The 17,941-nt window shown below is 70.9% G+C and carries 13 protein-coding genes; 6 read left to right on the plus strand and 7 right to left on the minus strand.

What is annotated here, in order from left to right; translation table 11 throughout:
• Window positions 1–10: 10 nt before the first annotated feature.
• Window positions 11–1,645: an ABC transporter substrate-binding protein gene (locus ACTWQA_RS40790; RefSeq protein WP_443164252.1), complete on the plus strand. Its 1,635-nt coding sequence runs from the start codon at window positions 11–13 to the stop codon at window positions 1,643–1,645.
• A gap of 177 nt (window positions 1,646–1,822) precedes the next feature.
• Window positions 1,823–2,509 (plus strand): DUF624 domain-containing protein, encoded by a 687-nt coding sequence (locus ACTWQA_RS40795; RefSeq protein ID WP_443164253.1) that lies wholly within the window; start codon window positions 1,823–1,825, stop codon window positions 2,507–2,509.
• On the opposite strand, the gene ACTWQA_RS40800 is transcribed toward ACTWQA_RS40795, so the two are convergent.
• The 5 genes from ACTWQA_RS40800 to ACTWQA_RS40820 form a co-directional block, all read right to left on the minus strand.
• Window positions 2,506–4,521: an alpha-glucuronidase gene (locus tag ACTWQA_RS40800; RefSeq protein WP_443164254.1), complete on the minus strand. Its 2,016-nt coding sequence runs from the start codon at window positions 4,519–4,521 to the stop codon at window positions 2,506–2,508. The two genes, ACTWQA_RS40795 and ACTWQA_RS40800, sit on opposite strands and share 4 nt — an antisense overlap.
• Window positions 4,522–4,586: 65 nt before the next feature.
• Window positions 4,587–5,069: a hypothetical protein gene (locus ACTWQA_RS40805; RefSeq protein WP_443164255.1), complete on the minus strand. Its 483-nt coding sequence runs from the start codon at window positions 5,067–5,069 to the stop codon at window positions 4,587–4,589.
• 113 nt (window positions 5,070–5,182) lie between these two features.
• A complete protein-coding gene (locus ACTWQA_RS40810) occupies window positions 5,183–5,557 on the minus strand; it encodes a FixH family protein (RefSeq protein ID WP_443164256.1) in 375 nt (124 codons plus the stop codon).
• 8 nt (window positions 5,558–5,565) lie between these two features.
• The gene (locus tag ACTWQA_RS40815) at window positions 5,566–6,909 is read right to left on the minus strand and encodes a hypothetical protein (protein ID WP_443164257.1); all 1,344 of its coding nucleotides are present in this window, start codon (window positions 6,907–6,909) and stop codon (window positions 5,566–5,568) included.
• Entirely contained in the window at window positions 6,906–8,039 is a 1,134-nt protein-coding gene (locus ACTWQA_RS40820) for a hypothetical protein (protein ID WP_443164258.1), read from the minus strand. Before ACTWQA_RS40820 ends, ACTWQA_RS40815 begins: the two co-directional genes overlap by 4 nt.
• Before the next feature lie 325 nt (window positions 8,040–8,364).
• Between ACTWQA_RS40820 and ACTWQA_RS40825 the strand changes: the two genes are divergently transcribed.
• Window positions 8,365–9,681: an FAD-binding oxidoreductase gene (locus ACTWQA_RS40825; RefSeq protein ID WP_443164259.1), complete on the plus strand. Its 1,317-nt coding sequence runs from the start codon at window positions 8,365–8,367 to the stop codon at window positions 9,679–9,681.
• A 57-nt stretch (window positions 9,682–9,738) separates the two neighbouring features.
• Here ACTWQA_RS40825 and ACTWQA_RS40830 read toward each other — a convergent pair whose 3' ends face one another.
• Window positions 9,739–11,895, minus strand: coding sequence for a carbohydrate-binding protein (locus ACTWQA_RS40830; RefSeq protein WP_443164260.1), 2,157 nt, complete (start codon window positions 11,893–11,895; stop codon window positions 9,739–9,741).
• Between the two features lie 149 nt (window positions 11,896–12,044).
• Here ACTWQA_RS40830 and ACTWQA_RS40835 point away from each other — a divergent pair, with 149 nt between their 5' ends.
• From ACTWQA_RS40835 to ACTWQA_RS40845, 3 genes are all read left to right on the plus strand, one after another.
• Window positions 12,045–12,602 (plus strand): TetR/AcrR family transcriptional regulator, encoded by a 558-nt coding sequence (locus tag ACTWQA_RS40835; protein ID WP_305916989.1) that lies wholly within the window; start codon window positions 12,045–12,047, stop codon window positions 12,600–12,602.
• Between the two features lie 91 nt (window positions 12,603–12,693).
• Complete coding sequence (locus ACTWQA_RS40840; protein WP_443164261.1) at window positions 12,694–13,521, plus strand: SDR family oxidoreductase; 828 nt, start codon at window positions 12,694–12,696, stop codon at window positions 13,519–13,521.
• Window positions 13,522–13,558: 37 nt separating this feature from the next.
• Window positions 13,559–14,713 (plus strand): epoxide hydrolase family protein, encoded by a 1,155-nt coding sequence (locus ACTWQA_RS40845; RefSeq protein WP_443164262.1) that lies wholly within the window; start codon window positions 13,559–13,561, stop codon window positions 14,711–14,713.
• A 77-nt stretch (window positions 14,714–14,790) separates the two neighbouring features.
• Here ACTWQA_RS40845 and ACTWQA_RS40850 read toward each other — a convergent pair whose 3' ends face one another.
• On the minus strand, window positions 14,791–17,877 hold the full coding sequence (locus ACTWQA_RS40850; protein WP_443164263.1) for an ATP-binding protein: 3,087 nt from the start codon (window positions 17,875–17,877) through the stop codon (window positions 14,791–14,793).
• Window positions 17,878–17,941 lie beyond the last annotated feature (64 nt).

A 17,941-nucleotide genomic window follows, 5' to 3' on the forward strand; every position in this document is an offset into this window, starting at 1 on the left:
GGAACCCCCCATGCAGCACATCTCCCGCCGGCAGGCACTCATCGGGCTGGGTGCGCTCACCTTCGTCGTCACCGGTTGTGGCGGGGACGAGGCCCCGAAGAAGGCCGCCGACTCGGCGAACAAGGCGGGCGCGATGGCCGGCTACGCCGCCGGCCAGCAGTTCAAGGCCACCGAGGCGGTCACCTTCGACATCCTTCACCTCAACAACCCGTTCTACCCGCTCAAGAGCGACTGGTTGCTCTGGCAGGAGCTCACCAAGCGGACCAACGTGACGCTCAAGCCGGTGGAGGTGCCGCTCAGCGACTACGAGAAGAAGCGCGGCCTGCTGGTCGGCTCCGGGCAGGCCCCGCTCATCATCCCGAAGACCTACCACCCGTCCGAAGAGGCGTTCGTCGCCTCCGGCGCCATCCTGCCGGTCAGTGACTACCTCGACCTGATGCCGAACTTCAAGGAAAAGATCGCCAAGTGGCAGCTCGAGCCGGAGCTGAACACGCTCCGGCAGGCCGACGGTAAGTTCTACCTGCTGCCCGGCATCCATGAGAGCCCTTGGGTGGACTACTCCCTGGCGGTCAGGACCGACATCCTGGACAAGCACGGCCTGGAGATCCCGACGACCTGGGACGAGCTCTACACCGTGCTCAAGGCGCTGAAGAAGGAATACCCCGACCAATACCCCATGACCGACCGGTGGGGCGTGCCCACGCCGGGCGGCAACCTGCTCAAGCTCGTCGCCCAGGCCTACGGCGCCAAGGGCGGCTGGGAGTACCAGCACGCGACCTGGGACTCCGCCGCCGGCAAGTTCGCCTACACCGGCGCCATGCCGCAGTACAAGCAGATGATCGAGTATCTGCGGAAGCTGGTGGATGAGAAGCTGCTCGACCCGGAGAGCTTCACGCAGCAGGACGAGCAGGCCAAGCAGAAGTTCAACTCCGGCAAGTCCTTCGTCATCAGCACCAACGCGCAGTCGATGGTCAACGACTACCGGCCGACGCTCACCAAGCTCGTCCCCGACGCCAAGATCGTCAAGATTCCGGTGCCCATGGGGCCGGTCGGGGAGTACAAGATCCAGACGCGGCTCGAGAACGGCGTCATGATCTCCAAGAAGGCGCTGGAGAACAAGAACTTCGTCGCCATGATGCAGTTCGTCGACTGGCTGTGGTACTCCGACCAGGGCCAGGAGTTCGCCAAGTGGGGCGTCGAGGGCACGACGTACACCAAGGACGCCTCCGGCAAGTTCACGCTGGCCAAGGACGTCGACTTCATCGGGCTCAACGCCGGCGCGCCCAAGCACCTGCAGAAGGACTTCGGCTTTTCCAACGGCGTGTTCGCCTACGGCGGCCCCACCAAGCTCGTGCAGTCCACCTTCTCCGAGGAGGAACTGGCCTTCCAGAACGTGATGAACGCCAGGAAGCTCTGGCCGGTCGAGCCGCCGCGCCCGTTCAACGACGTAGAGCGCGAGCAGGCCACGCTGTGGGAGACGCCGCTGAAGGACTTCGTCACCCAGCAGACGCTCAAGTTCATCCTCGGCGAGCGCGACCTCAGCGAGTGGGACGCCTATGTCAAGGAGCTCGAGGGCAAGAACATGACGGCCTACATCAACCTCGTCAACACCGCCTACGAGCGGTTCAAGAAGGAACACGGCTGATCGCATGCGCACGCCGTCGTGCGGCTGTCGATCCCCATCGGGTGCGGTCGCCGGGGGTAGGGTGGACGTCGATCTCACGCTCGGCCGCCACGAGGTCACCCTGGTCGAGCTGACGCCGGTGGTGGACGAGACGCCGCCGTGGTGGGACGACGGGCGGCTCTTGGGGCAGGAGGTTCTATGAGCGAGGTGACGGCCGGGCGGCGGTTCGGCGAAGGACCGCTCTCGCGGGCCGCCGCGCTGATCTACACCCTGCTGGTGGTCGAGGGCATGTTCCTGCTCGCGGCCGCGCCAGGGCTCCTCGCGCTGCCCCTGCTCGGCCAGGACGGCAGCAACGTGCCGCTGGCGGCGCTCTGCGCGCTGCCCCTCGGCCCCGCGCTGTCGGCCGCGCTCTACGCGGTGCGCCACCGCAGCCGGGACCTGACGGACCTGCACCCGGCGGCGGCGTTCTGGCGCGGCTACAAGGCCAACGTGCGCGGGGTGCTGAAGATCTGGGTCCCGTGGCTGGCGGTGCTGGCCATCATCGGGACCAACTTCGCGAACTTCGCCGCCGCCGGGGTTCCGGGGTGGTGGGCGGTACTGCTGGTGCTCGTCGCGGTGGCGGCCATGCTCTGGGCCGCCAACGCGCTGGTGATCACCTCGTTGTTCGCGTTCCGGGCCGTGGACGTGGCGCGGCTGGCCGCCTACTTCCTCTTGCGCTTCCCCAAGGCGACCCTGGGCAACGTGTCCCTGCTGGTCGTGGCGGCGGGCGTCACCGTGATCGCCACGGAGCTGGCGGCGGCGGTCCTGGCCTCGGCGTTCGCGGCGGCCCTGCTGTGGAACAGCCGGACGATGATCGCCGAGGTCCAGGAGGAGTTCACCGTCTAGGGGATCCGCCGGCCGTGCGCGTCCGGCACCCCCGACTTGCGGAAGAAGTAGGCGTTGACCTGGTCACGCCACTCCTGCGCGCAGCGGAGCTGCTCGTCGAGCAGCTCCTGCACCCGGGTGTGCAGCGCCGGGTCGGCCAGCCCTTCCAGCTTGTCCCAGTGCGTGCGCATCTCGGCCACCTCGTCGGCTCCGGCGAAGTGGGTGTCGTAGATGTGCTGGATGACCGTCGCGCCGCCGCGCAGCACGTGCCCGTACGGCACGTGGTGGAAGAACAGCAGCAGCTCGTCCGGGCACTGCTCGAGGGACTCGTAGACGTCCGACCACGGCCGCGGATACTGGCCGGTGTAGCCGGTGCCGGTGGCCCGCGTGCGGTCCACTCCGACGCCGTCGCGGTCGGCGAAGTGGTACGTCCCCCACGGCGTGTACTCGTAACCGTCCACGTCCGGCCCGTAGTGATGGCCCGGCCTGACCATGAAGCCGACGCCGAGCGGGGCCGTGTACCGCTCGTAGGTCCGCCAGGAGCCGTCCATGATCGTGTGCAGCGTGCGCCGCAGCGGCTCGGCGGCGGGGGCGAACGTGAGGTCGATCCACTCGTCGAGGACGGTGTCAGGGGCGAGGCGCGGGTCCCAGGCCAGGCGGCCGAACGCGTACAGGTTGGCCTGGGCGAGCGGGTGGCCCGTCCAATACGCGTCGTCGCCCACGTTGGAGACCGCGACGAGCTCGGTGGCGACGTCGGCCACGTCGCGGCCGTCCCGGCCCCACGGCCGGAAGTCGAGCAGCTCGCGCCACAACGGGGCCAGGTAGCAGACATGCTTCTGCTGGCCGGTGTACTCCTGCGTCACCTGGAACTCCACCGCCAGCCGCGTCTCGGGCATGGCGGCGATCACCGGTGACACCGGCTCACGCGGCTGGAAGTCCATGGGGCCGTACTTCACCTGCAGGATCGCGTTGTCGCGGAAGCTCCCGTCGAGCGGGGCGAAGTGGTCATAGGCGGCGCGGGCGCGGTCGGTCGACCGGTCGCGCCAGTCCTGCCGGTGGTTGTAGACGAACGCCCGCCAGTGCACGACCCCGCCGTGCGGGGCCAGCGCGCCGGCCAGCAGGTTGGCGCCGTCGGCGTGGCTGCGCCCGTACGCGAACGGGCCCGGCTGGCCCTCGGAGTCAGCCTTCACCACGTAGCCGCCGAAATCGGGGATCGTCTCGTACACCCGCGCGGTGGTCGCCGCCCACCACCGTCGCACGTCCTCGTCGAGCGGGTCGGCGGTCGGCAGGCCGCCGAGCGCCATGGGGGAGGCGAAGTTGACCGACACGTGCACCCGGATCCCGTACGGGCGCAGCTCGGCCGCGATCGCGGCGACCTCGCCGAGCCGGTCGGTCAGCAGGTGGGCCTCCGTGGCGTGCACGTTCACGTTGTTGATCGCGACCGCGTTGATCCCGCACGCGGCCAGCAGCCGGCCGTAGGCCCGCACCCGCGTCAGGTCCTCGCGCAGGACGCCGTCCCGCCAGAAGATCGACCCGCCCGCGTAGCCGCGCTCGACCTGACCCATCACCGGGTGCACGTCGATGTTGTCCCAGTGGTCGAGCATGCGCCGCCGCATCGCCGGCTCGTGCCGCTCCACCGGCCGCGCCGCCCCGAAAGCCGGCTCGCCGAGCCTGACCAGGTGGAACAGGCCGTAGAGCAGGCCGGCCGGGTCGCTCGCGAGCACCGCCGTGACACCGTCGCGGCGGGCGAGCACGTAACCCTCCTCGCCGATCGGCCCGGCCTCGGCCGCGATCGCTGCCGCGACCTGCGGCAACGGGCCGGCCGTGGTGAGCGCGAGCACGAGGTCGAAGGGGCCGTCGCCGGCCCGCTCGGCGCTGCCGCCGTACCGGGCGCAGGCCGCCGCGACCTCATCGTGCACGGTCCCGGTGAGGGCGCCGTCGCCGAGCACGAGGGCCCGGCGCGAGCCGATCGCACGAAACGCCTCCGGCGGCAGCCACGCCGGATGCACGTCGGTCAGCTCAGGAATGGTCACAAGGCTCCTCCGGTCACGGCGATCGTCCCGGACGAATCTATCGAAATCGGCCGGGCGGGTGGAGGTCAGACCAGGCCCACGATCAGCCCCTCATCACGGACTCCCAGGTATGCCGCCGGGCGGAATTGCCGCATCGCCTGCTCGATGACCGGGATGTACTTGGGGTTCGAGCCGAGGGGGAGCCGGTAGCCGTTCTTGACCGTGTGGAACTCCCACAAGTGCTCCATGTCCGGGTGACGCGCCCGGAAGCCCAGGTCGGACAGCTCGCCCCACGCCACCGCCCATGGCTTGCCCCGCGGGTCGTCCCAGCGCACGCCGAAGCCGTCGAAGACCAGCCGGCGGGGGCGGCTCAGCCTGCGCCAGGCGGCGATGGGCAGCAGGCCGATGGCGAGGAAGATCAGCCCGAAGACCACGCCGGCCGGCGCGCCGTCCGCGCCGCCCGTCACCTGGCCGGTGGCCGCCCAGTAAAGCGTCATGACCCCGATGACGCCCGCGACCGAGCCGCCGATCAGCGCCTTCACCTTGGCGTCGCGACCGACGTCGATCACCACGGGAGGTGGGGCGTTCAACGGTGGTGGGGGCCGTATGTCATAGCTGAGCACGATAGCGGGGCTCTGTCCGCGGTATTGCACGCTTCGTGGTTCGCGAAGCATCGGGCCCGCTATCCGGTGATCAGTGCGTTGACGACGAGCGTCTCCGCGCCCGCGGGCCCCTCCAGCCAGATCGACACCTCCCACGCTCCGGACATGGGGAACAGCTCGCCCTCGGCCACGAAACGGCCGGGCGCCGCCTCCCGCGCGGTGAGCTCGGGGGTGGCGTGCCCCATGCCGGGCATCACCGCCGACACGGCCACGGCGTCCGGATCGCCGGAGGTCACCAGCACCTCGACCGGGACGCGGCCCGTCGTCGGCTCGTCGACGACGACGGTGACGGCGTAGCGGGAGCCCGTGCTGCTCACGCGGAGCGGCTCGGCCCCCAGGCTCCGGCCCACGATGAAGATCACGGCCGCCGCGACGACCAGGGCGACGGCGATCATGATCCGCTTCACTGGACGCTCTCCGAGACGTCCACGGTGAACGGCACGGTCACGATGCGGTCGGCCAGGGCGTACTGGGCCCAGGCGAGATACCGTCCCGGCTCCGGGAAGCTGAAGGTGAAGCGCAGCCGGGAACCGCCGGAGCCCATCTCGTGCACGTGGCCGAGGAAGTCGCCGTCCTGGCTGCGGATGATCAGGTGCCCGCTCATGCCGAGCCACGGCCGCACGGGTCCCGTGGTGTCGAGCTCGACCGTCGTCGGCCGGCCCGCGACAGGAACGGCGGGCTGCGTCCGCGGCGGCGCGGTGGGGTCACGGCCGTCGGGCGTCGCGCCACCGTCGACGTCTGCAGTGGCGTCGTCGGCACCGTCGGCGATCCCGGCACGGGCGGAGCCGCCTCCGGGGTCCGTGTCCTCCTCGCCACCGATGCTGAACCGTCCGGTGAGGAGCTGTCCGCCGGAGTCCTCCCGCTCCAGTTCGACATGCGTCAGGTAGGCACCGGGCCGGTCTGCCCGCAGCCTGACCTCCAGCCGTCCCGGCGCCGTGCGCAGCGGGTGCACGTGCCGGAGGAACCGCCCGTCCTCGCTGGTGACGACCACGTGGGCGAGCGCCTCGTGATGGACCGCGAGATCGTCCACGGGCCGCCCGGTGGATCCGTCGACGAGATCCACCCGTACGGTGAACTCCTCGCCCGGGATCGGCCGCGCCGGGACCGTCCGCACCTGCCCCTGCACGAACGGGCGCCCGCCCGCCTGTGAGGTGACCGCGGGCGCGGCGCCGTCCGGCGGCCCGGCAGGCAGCATCGGCTCGAACACGATGGCCATGACCGCGACCGTCACCCCCACGGCCGCGCCACCCGACACCGCCATGGCGCGGCCCGGCCGGGACAGAGCTCCGGTGAGCAGGCCGCCCACCAGCAGCAGCCCCGCCACGGAGAAACCACCGTAGATCAGGAACTCCACGCCTGACCCGCGCTCCACGAGCACGCGGAACGGCACCACGGCGACCTCGCTCCCCGCCCGCAGCGTGAGCTCGTGGGGTCCGGTCCGCTCCACCCTGAGCGCCGTGTACTGCGGATCGCGCAACGCAGGACGCGCCACCCCGGTCACCGTGCGGCCGTCCTCCACCGACCGGACCGCCAGCTCGATCGGCGGCCCGGTGACCGGTTCGAAGGCGATGACGCCGATCCGCAGCGGCCCGGGCACCCGCGTGGTGCCCTTGACCACCACGGTGACCTCCATGCCGGCGATCGTCTGGGCGATCCGCAGATCCGCGCCGGCCGAGACGTTGTGCGCCGCAGCCGGCGCGGCGCACGCCAGCACCAGCACGGCGACCAGGCAGAGCAGCCGGATCATGCCCTGTCGTCGACGGGCGGATCGACCGGATCGCCCTGAACGGCCCGGCTGGGCAGGTCCGCTGTGCCGGGCGGGTCGGCCGCGCTGGGCAGGTCCGCCGTGTCGGGCCGGCCGGTCGCGTTGGGCAGGAACAGCGCCCCGAGCAGCAGCCCGATCAGCCCGGCCACGATCGGCGCGCCGGTCCACATCTCCGGAATGCCGGGCAGCCCGCCGCCCGTCGCCGAGGCGAACCCGAGGTACAGCGACCACGTGGCGAAGCTCGACAACCCGGCGAACGCCCAGAAGGCGAAGCGCCGCCCGGCCGACGGGCGCAGCCAGAGGATCAGCAGGTCGGCGGCGAGGCCCCCGGCCACCACGGACAGCAGGATCGGCACGTTGTCGAACGCCGTCTGCGCGCCCGGCATGAGCACCGCCAGCGCGTACATGAGGGTCACGCTGCCGAACGGCAGCCGCCACCGGCGCACCAGCAGCAGGACGGGCGCGAGCAGGACGATGTTCGTGAGGGCGATCGTCGAGGCGAGCCGGTCCGCACCCCCGTTGTCCAGGAAGGAGAACGCCTCGACGACGCGGGGGGCGCGCCACTGCAGGGCGTCGCCGTACGACAGGAACAACGACACCAGCGTGGTCGCGAACGCCAGCCCGATCAACGCCGGCAGCAGCCGGCCGAGCGTCGGCCGCGCACCCACGTCGGGGGCGTTCCAGGCCGAGCGGAGCGGCGTGGTGATGATGATCAGCATGGACGTGACCAGCCCCAGATGGGACGGGCTGAACAGGATGTCGATGGTCGTCTCGATGCCGAGGAGGGTGTGCCACATCATGTCGGCGAAGCCGAAGGCGGCGAACGCGGGCACCGCCACCAGCCCGGCCAGATACCCCTGGGGCACCGCCGCCAGTCCCTGCCGGCCGGCGCGCACGTTGCGCCACACCTGCCAGATGATCCAGCCGGACACGGCCGCGAATCCCGAATAGAACGCCGCGTGCCACGGCGTGAAGAACGTCTCCAGCTCGCCGTCGAGGTTGGAGTGCGCCCAGGCGTCGATCATCAGCCCGATGCCGAACCACACCCCCAGCACCGCGGTGACGAGGTCAGTACGGAGCGACACCCACGTCCGCGGCTCACCCGTGTCCACCAGTAATCGTCGAATTCCGGCATTCGCCAAAGCCACCTCGAGCCTCCCTTCGCCTGACTTCGATCTTTGCAGACTCGGCATAAAGGCGCAGTGGCGAATTTACTCCGGACGTGGCTTTGAGTAATGGCAATTTCGCGCTGCGTCTTAAAGGTGACTCTTTTCGAAGAGACAATGCACGATCGGTGACCGATATCCGGCGTCGTCGGCGTGTGACATGTATCACTCTCAAATGTTTGGCCCGGCCTGTCACCTCTTCGCGCCCCGATGCGTCATAGCGGTGGTCCCGGCGGAACGGGACCCAGGCATCTGAAGAGGAGTGCGAAAGATGACGACCAACGACCTGACAAGCGCCGTCGACGGCCACGTGCTGCTGCCCGGAGACGACGGGTTCGAGCAGGCGAGCAAAGCATGGAACCTGGCGATCGACCAACGGGTGGCCGCCGTCGTCGAGGCCGCGGGGGCCGGCGACGTGGCGGCCACCGTCGCCTACGCCCGCCGCTCCGGCCTCGCCGTGGCCGCCCAGCCGACCGGCCACGGCGCCTCGGGCGACACCGACGGCGTGATCCTGCTGCGTACGGGCAGGCTGGACGAGCTGCACGTGAACCCCGAGGAGCGCACGGCACGCGTGGGCGCCGGCGTCCAGTGGGGACGGGTCCTGGCGGCGGCAGGGCCGCACGGGCTGACCGGCCTGGCGGGCAGCAACCCTGTGGTGGGCGTGACGGGCTACACCCTTGGCGGCGGCGTGAGCTGGTTCGGCCGCAAGCACGGGTTCGCCGCCGACAGCGTGCGGGCCTTCGACGTCGTCACCGCCGACGGCGAGCAGGCCAGGGTCACCGCGGATGCCGACCCCGACCTGTTCTGGGCGCTGCGTGGCGGAGGCGGCGACTTCGCGCTGGTGACGGCCATCGAGTTCGACCTGTATCCGGCGCCCAGCCTGTACGGCGGCAGCCTGATGTGGCCGGGGCACCGCACCCGCGAAGTGTTCGACGCCTTCCTGGAGATCACCGCCGAGGCGCCGGACGAGCTGTCCGTCTGGTTCAACCGGATGCAGTTCCCGCAGGCGCCGCCCATGGTCGGGCTCGCCGTCGCCTTCCTCGGCGAGGAGGCCGAGGGGCGGGCGCTGCTGGCCCGCCTCGACAAGATCGGCGACGTGATCGCCGACAAGCGCGGCCCGGTCGCGGTGGCGAACCTGGGCGACATCACCGCCGAGCCCACCGACCCGGCGCCCTCCCGCTCGCGGACGGAGCTGCTGACCAGGCTCGACGACGCGGCGATCGAGGTCTTGACGGGCCCGCCGATCGAGCCGCTGGTCGGCCTCCAGATCCGGCACCTGGGTGGCGCGCTGGCCGCCTCCCGTCCGGGTGCCGGGCCGAGCGGCCCGATGACGGAGCCGTACATGCTCTACCTGCTCGGGCTGGCGCTCAACCCGGAGATGTCCGCGACCGTGGGCGCCAAGCAGGCGGGTCTGGCCGAGGAACTCGGCGCGTGGGCCAGCGGGCGCAAGCCGTACACGATGCTGACGCGGGGCGAGCGGGCGGCGGCGGCCTTCGCCGAGGAGACGACGATCGCCAGGCTCCGGGAGATCAAGCGGGCCCGCGACCCGCAGGGTGTGCTGCGGGCCAACTTCCCCGTGCTGGCGTAACGCCCCTCCTCCAGCGGCTCGACCGGCGCCGGCCGGTCGAGCCGCGGGTGCGTGGCCTCAGCCGAGTGGTGCGGCGATCTGGATGAGGTCGATGTCGGGGGCGTAGCCGACCGAGGCGTTGCCGAACGTGATCGTGTTCGCGCCTGCGGTCAGGACCACGTCGGCGACCGTGGTGCGGTAGTTCGACCAGCCCAGCGTGTTGCGGAAGTAGTGCCTGGCCGGCGCGCCGCCGTTGACGGAGATGTCGGCGTAGCGGTCGACGATGTTGGAGTTGTAGTTGGTGGCGCCCTCGCCCAGCTCGCCGTTGGCGTAGGTGACGACCATGCGGTAGCGGCCGGCGGCCGGGACGGTGACGTTGTTGAAGCGCAGCGTGTTGGCCGCGCCCGCGCCGATGTAGCCGACGTACGCGCCGCCTGACGCCGCGGAGTTGGAGGACACCCTGGCGGCGCCGCTCAGCGTGTTGCCCGAGGATTCCGCCTGGTACGAGGTGATCGTCCCGGTGGTGGGCGTGACGTCAATGTAGTCGATGTTGACCGCGTCCCGGTCGTCGGAGGCATAGGCGTTGACGTCGACGCGGTTGATCCCCGCGGTCAGGAACACCTTGGTGGTGACGGTGTTCCAGGAGTTCCAGTCGGCGGTGCCGGGCAGCGTCACGGTCGTGAGGTCGGCGCCGTTGAGCCGCATCCGGACCGAGCGGGTGGCCGGGGCGCCGTTGTACGGGCCGGCCGAGTAGCGCAGGGCGATGGCGTAGTAGCCGTCCGCTGGTGCGGTGACCACGAACTTGGTGCTCGCCGTGGTGCTCGCGCCGTAGCCCTCGGCGAAGGACGTGCCCGAGTAGCCGGTGTTCGAGCCGTAGGTGACGCGGGCGGAGCCGGCCAGGGCGGCGTACTCGGCCTCGTATCGCTGTGCCGAGCCCGCCTGGGACAGGTCCTTGTCCGGAGTCAGGACGACGTGGTACGCCGACGTGCCCTTCAGCCCCGTCAGCGGGATCGTGATCTGCCCGCCGGAGGCCGTGTAGTCGCTCTCACTCACCCGGTAGGGGCCAGGGGAGGTGTTGAGCCCGGTGCTGTCGACGCCCCACACGGTGGCGTGCACCGTGCCGCCCAGGTAGGAGGGGATGCCCTTGACGACCACGTTCGTGTCGTAGGTGCCGCTCGCCGGGTTGTTGCCGCCGAAGATCACCCGGGCCTGCTTCTTGGCCGGGTCCAGCGCCGCCACGCCCTGGAGCGAGCTGCCGGGCGCGGGCGGGGTCACGGCGACCGTCGTGCCGGTCAGCTCTCCGTACCACTTGTACAACCACCAGCCGCCGGTCGCCTGGTTGTTCCTGGTGACCAGGTCGTTGAGCCCGCCGGCCGTCGTCCAGTACGCCAGGCAGCCGTCGACCTTGCTGTTTTCGAACCTGGCCACGAACTGCACCAGGTTGCCCGGCACGCCGAGATCGCCGGAGAAGCGGCCGTACTCGTTGATGGAGATCTGGCGCGGCGAGATGCCCAGGCTCGACTCGATCGCCCGGTAGTCGGCATAGTGCTCGTGCCAGCCGGTGAAGAAGTCGTCGCCCAGCTCGTGCCACGTCGTGACGTCCGGGAGCACGTTGTTGTCGCGCGCGAACGTCATGAACCTGCGCAGATCGGCGGAGCGGTAGGCGGCGAAGTTCGGGCCGGCGATGCGGGCGCCCGGGTCGATGGAGCGGATGCGCTGGTAGACGGTCCTGTAGTCGTTGAGGAAACCGGTCAGGTTGCCCGAGTACCAGATCTGGTCGGGCTCGTTGAAGGGGACGTAGACGTAGGAGGTGCGGTACGGGTCGGCGACGACCTTCCTCGTCATCGTGTCCACCTTGGCCAGGTAGTCGTTGATGCCGAGGTTCTCGTACGGCCACTGCTTGTAGATGTCCTGCATGTAGATCTGGATGTCGCGGCCGCCGGCCCGCTTGAACATCGGGGCGATCTTGAGCGCGTCACCGTTCGGGTGCTGCAGGCCGCCCGGGGCCTTCTGGGCCGTGACCTGCGGTTTGAGTGCGGCCAGCATGGTCTCGTTCGGGATGCCCTCGTCGCCGAGCCCGTACAGGAATCCGGTGGCGCCGTAGCGCAGGGCGCCGGTCTGGGTGGCGAGGTCGACGACGAGCTGGGACGGCGCCGCGACGCCGGGAGTCGCGGGTACCACACTGATCACGAGGGCCGCCGCCAAGGCCGCGGACCAAGCATGTCTCCTCCTCATGGCGCTCCTCACAGCGCTCGATGTGACCGATCACATCTTTCGATGCCTGAGTGTGATCGGTCACATCGATCAGGAAAAGAGCTGTTGCCAGGTTGTTACCAGCAAATGTCAGGAGCCTCGCACACAAGTGTTGGCCTACACTCGTTGTCATGGCGTTCACGGAACGATCGGCGGCCACCCGGACCTCCATCCTGGAGGCCGCCAGGAAACTGCTCATCGAGCGAGGCTATGAGGCGATGACGATCCGGGCCGTCGCCGCCCAGGTCGGCGTCGACCCGTCGATGGTCATGCGTTATTACGGCAGCAAGGCCGGCCTGTTCAGCGCCGCCGTGGACGTGGACCTGCGGCTCGCGCAGGTGCCGGAGCCGCCGGTGGACCGGCTCGGTGAGCTGCTCGTCCGCCACTTCCTGGCCCGCTGGGAGGGCGGCCTGTCCGACGACGTGCTGATCCTGCTGCTGCGCTCGGCCTCGACCAACCCCATGGCCGCCGAGCGCATGAGGGAGGTCTTCCAGACGCAGATCGTCGCATTCGTGGCCCGGGTGACGGGCGCGGACGACGCCGCGCGCCGGGCCGGGCTGGTCAGCACGCAACTGCTCGGACTGGCCCTCACCCGGTATGTGCTCCAGCTGCCGCCGATGGCCGCCGCCGACCCGGAGAGCCTGGTCCGCGACCTCGGGCCGGCCGTGCAGCGTTACCTGACGGACTGACGCCGCGCCACACGTGCGCGGTAGCGGACGCTATTTCCGGTGTAGCGCCTCCTGATCGAGACGTCGACGACATTCGACCAGGAGGTCTTTCATGACGATTCTCGTGACCGGTGCGACGGGCATGGTCGGCCGCCGGATCGTGGCGCAGCTCGTCGAGCGCGGCGTACCGGTGCGCGCCCTGACCAGGAACCCGGCCGCGGCCCGGCTGCCGGCCGCCGTCGAGGTGGCCTGCGGCGACCTGACCGTGCCGCAGTCCCTGGCCCCGGCGCTGGAAGGCGTGACCGCCCTGCACCTGATCACCGTCACCGGCAGCGGCTACTCGGACTCCGCGCCGCTGGAGACCGGTTTCGAGATCGCCGAGCTGGCCGCCATGGCAGGCGTGCGCCGCGTCAGCGTGCTGAGCAGCTGGGACGAGTGCTCGGTCGAGGAGGCCCTGCGGGCCGGCGACCTCGACTGGACGCGACTGCTGTGCGTCGAGTTCATGGCCAACGCGCTCGACTGGGCTCCATCGATCCGCGACGAGGGAGTGGTGCGGGTCTTCGGCGACCACCCCGGGGCCGTGGTCCACGAAGACGACATCGCCGCCGTGGCGGTGGCCGCGCTGGCCGAGGACGGGCACGCCGGCGAGTCCTACATGCTCACCGGGCCGGAGGCACTCACCCCCGCCGAGCGGGTGCGCATGATCGGCGAAGCCGTGGAGCGCGAGATCCGGTTCGAGGAGCTGAGCGAGGAGCAGTACCGGGCGTCGTTGCGGGTGGCGGGGGAGAGCGACGACATGATCGAGTTCGCCGCCCAGCTCGGTGCGAACCCGCCGGACGCGGCTTCGGCCGTGCTGCCCACCGTCGAGCAGGTCACCGGCCGCCCCGGGCGCACGTTCGCCCAGTGGGCCGCCGACCACGCCGCCGCCTTCCGCCCGTAAGCCCGTAAGCCCGTAAGCCCGTAAGAGGGGAAATCTCATGACCATTCGCCCGTTCCGTATCGACATCCCGCAACAGGACCTGGACGACCTGCGTACCCGCCTGGCCATGACCCGCTGGCAGGACCAGCTCCCCGGGACCGGCTGGGAGCGCGGCGTCCCCGTCGCGTACCTGAAGGACCTGGCCGAGTACTGGCGCACCGGCTACGACTGGCGCGCCCACGAGGCCAGGCTCAACCAGCTGCCGCAGTTCACCACCACGATCGACGGCCAGAACATCCATTTCCTCCACATTCGTTCCGCCGACGACTCGGCGCTGCCCCTCATGCTGATCCATGGCTGGCCGGGGTCGTTCGTGGAGTTCCTCGACGTCATCGAGCCGCTCTCCCGCGACTTCCACCTGGTCATCCCGTCGCTGCCCGGCTTCGGATTCTCCACCCCGCTGTCCGGCCCTGGCTGGGACTCCGCCCGCGTCGCCGGCGCGTTCACGCGGCTGATGGCGATGCTCGGCTATGAGAGGTACGGCGTGCAGGGCGGCGACTCCGGCGCCTTCGTCGCGCCGGAGATGGGCAAGCAGGACGCCGAGCACATCGCCGGCATCCATCTCAACGCCGTCCTCACCTTCCCCATCGGCCAGGAAGGCGAGATGGACACCCTCACGCAGGAGGAACGGCGCCGCTGGAACGCGATGGAGAACCTCAACGACGGCTACCTCCAGACCCAGTCCAAGCGGCCCCAGACCGTCTCGTACGGGCTGCACGACTCACCGGCCGGGCAGCTCGCGTGGATCATGGAGAAGTTCAAGGAGCTGACCGAGCCGGTGGACGGGCTTGCTGAGGACTCGCTGGACCGCGACCTCATGCTGACGGACGTCACCCTTTACTGGCTGACCGGCACGGCCGGGTCGTCGGCGCAGTTCTACTACGAGAACATGAGCGCCGCCGACTGGAGTGACGGCGAGCCGGGGGAGTGGGACTCCGGTACGCCGGAGGACTGGGGCGAGGCGGCGCGCGGCACCGTGCCCACCGGCGTGCTCGTGTCCAAGGCGTGCGACCTCACGATCCGCTCGTGGGCCGAACGCGATCACAACATCGTGCACTGGGCGGAGTACGACCAGGGCGGCCACTTCTTCGCCGCCGAACAGCCGGCGCTCTTCGTGCGGGACGTCACGGAATTCTTCGCGAAGCTGCGCTGAGGACCGGCGCCGGGGCGGAGGTCTGCGCGCCGTGTCATCGGCGGTGCGCGCAGGGCGCGTGAACCGGGCCTCGCTGATCAGAACCAGCGAGGTGCCGGAGCGGCAGGAGACGGCTGGTAGCGGCACGTGGCGCCGGTGGAGACCGAGGCCCGCAGGTGGGCGGCCAATTCGGGGTGGCGCTGGTCGAGCTGGCCCAGCGTGTTGCGGATGCGATTGGTGACCGCCTTGCGGGCACGCTCGGCCTCGTCGCCCAGCTTGCGCGGCCGCCCGGCGAGACCGGCCGCGGCACGCAGCTCGTCGAGCAGCGCCTGCCGCTCCGCGTCGAGCTCGGCCGCGCGCCGGTCGCGCCCGAGCTCCACGGCCCGGTCGATCTCGTCGTCGAGCTGCTCCAGCCGTTTGCGGTAGCGCGTCCTGGCCTCCTCGTCGAGCACGTCGTCGCCGCCCATGCCGCGCGCCGCGACCACCGCCTCGCCGCCCGACGGGTTGAGCAGCTCGACCGCGGACACGTCCACACCCGGCCTTTCGAGCAGGATGCGCAGATCGGCCAGGCCCTTGGAGCCGGGCAGGTGCACGGTCCGGCCGGCGAAGGTCAGGGTCCAGACCTGGCCGTCGAAATGGAAGGCGTCGCCTCCGGGGTGCGGCGGCCGCAGGAGCATGCCGAGCTCGGCCGCTTCCCGCTCCACCTGCCGGATCAGCGCCGCGGCGTCGTCCCCGCGTGCCTGCAGCGCCTCCGCCAGGCGGGCTCGCGACTCGATCGACCAGGGGCGCGCGCCGAGCAGGTCGGCGGCGCGGTAGGCGGCGGTGAAGCCGGCGATCGCGTCGTCCCATCGTCCCTGCGCGGCGTCCAGCACGGCCGCCCAGTGCGCGTAGGGGCCCTCGACGGCCACGGTGGCCGTCACGCCCCACTGGCCGACGTAGGGCGTGATCGCGGCCCGGGCGTGCTCGCAGAGCACCGGATCCTTGGACAGGGCGGCGGCCTGTGCCTGGAACCTGAGCCACAGCGGGGCCATCCAGCGCTGGGTTTGCCCGCCCGCGGCCATGATCTCCGCGTGGCGGCGCGTGGCGGTCTCGCCGCCGTCGCCCCGCTGCACCGCCGTGACCGCGTCGTACAGCGGGAAGTGCGGGCTCCCCGCGCGCTCCATCTCGGCGAGCACGGCGTCGGCCGCGTCGAGCCGTCCTCTCAGCAGCGCGGCCGACCAGCGCTGTATCCAGCGCAGATCCCGCCTGCCCAGGCCGGGCTGCTCGCCGAGCTCGTAGGCGGCGTCGATGTGCGTGCCCGCCTCGTCGAAGCGGCCGGCGAGGGTCGCGAACATCGCCTTGAGCACGCCGGCCTCGTGCTGGAACAACGTCAGCTCCGACTGCTCCGCGGCGGTGAGGAAGGCCCTCAGCTCGGTCAGGCAGCGCGGGTCGCCGAGCTCCAGCAGACCGCCCACGCGCCACGACCGCGCGGTCAGCTCCAGTTGCCGGTCCCGCGAGCGGCGCGCCACCGCGGCCAGCTCGTCGGTGATGGCCAGCCGCTCGGCGGCGGTGCCCGGCCGCCAGATGGCGCCCAGCCTGGCCAGCAGGCTGAAGCCGAGCGTCTCGTCGTCCTCGCCGCGCCTGGCCAGGTCAGCCGCGACCGCGCTCAACTCCCGTGCTGCGCCGTCGAGCCGTGCTGCGCCATCAAGCCGTGCTGCGCCATCCGGCCGTGCTGTGCCATCCGGCAGGGTCCCGTCTTCGACCGGCTCCCGCGCTGACTCGGCTGGGTCCGCCGGGCCGAGCCCGTCGTCGTGCAGCAAGCGCCGGTGGGCGTCGTGGACGAAGTCCGTCCAGCGGTCCCGGCCGTGGTAGCAGAGCTCGTGCAGCTTGAGTGCGGCCAGCGCCAGCAACCCTGGATCGTCGAGCCTGCGCGTGATCGCGACGGCCGCCTCCAGCGTACGCACCCCGGCGGCGTCGGCTCCCGCGCGGTGCTGAGCCACGCCGAGATCGAGCCCGATCGTGGCCCGCCGGCGCCTCTCGGACGAGGGTGTCAGCTCGAGGGCCCGGCGATAGTGCCTGACGGCCTCCTCATCGGCCAGCCGGCCCTCGGCGTCCCTGGCCGCGGCGAGGAGCAGTTCGGGAGCATCGGAAACGGCGCCGAGATAGGCGTGATGCGCGCGCGTCGCAGGCGGCGCGAGGTCAAGGGCACACAGCGCGGCCGCGTGGAGAGACCGGGCCCCGGCCTCGTCGAGCTCGCCGTAGAGCGTCTCACGCACCAGATCGTGCACGAAGGCGAATCGGCCCACGCCGAGCGAGGTGACCAGTTTGGCCGAGACCGCCTGGTCGAGTGCCCGGTGGACCAGGTCGCGTGACGTCGGCCCGTCAGCGGCGAGGGCGATGGACAGCGTCTCCTCCGCGAACTCCCGCCCCAACACCGCCGCCATCCGCAGCACCTTGAGCACCGTGCCCGGCAGCCGCGACAACCGCCGCCGCACCGTCGCATCCACCCCCGGCGGGATCGTGGCGAGCGTGCTGCCGCCCTGCCACAGGCGGGCATATTGTTCGACGAAGAACGGGTTGCCGCCGGTCCGCTGGTGGATCTCCGTCACCAGCTCCTCGCCGGGCTCGACCCCTGTGGTCCGCGTGACGAGCCTGCCGACGGCCTCGCGATCGAGCCCGGTCAGCGCCACCGTGACGGCCTTGGCCTCCAGCGGAGGGCTGAGCGAGCCTTCCACCTCGGCGTCGCGGTAGGTGCCGATCACCAGCAACCGCTCGAACCAGGCGTGCCGCACCAGGAATTCCAGCAGTCTGAGCGAGGCGGCGTCGGCCCAGTGGAGGTCTTCGAGCACGACGACGATCGGCCGCTCCCGCGAGGCGTCCACCAGCAGCCCGGTCACCGCGTCGTAGAGCTGGAACGCCGCCGCGTCCGCCCCCGCCAGGCTCTGCGGCGTCGCCCCTGGGTCGAGCTGCCGGACGACCTGCACCCAGGGCCAGTAGCCGGGCGCTCCCTCGCCTTCCCAGCAAGCGCCGCTGAGCAGCCGGGCACCGCCCCGGACGGCCTCCTCGGCCGCGCCGGCCACCAGCGTGCTCTTGCCGATGCCGGCCTCGCCGGTGACCAGCACGAGCGATCCGTGGCTGACCAGCGCGCGCTCGACCTCCCCCCGCAGGACGGCCGCCGGCCGCTCCCTTCCGATGAGCATCGCCATACGGCACACCCTACGAGGAGCGTCTGACAATCTTGGTGGCCCGTGAAACTTTCACCGGTAAGCC

Source organism: Nonomuraea sp. 10N515B, assembly GCF_052245915.1.
GTDB lineage: Bacteria > Actinomycetota > Actinomycetes > Streptosporangiales > Streptosporangiaceae > Nonomuraea.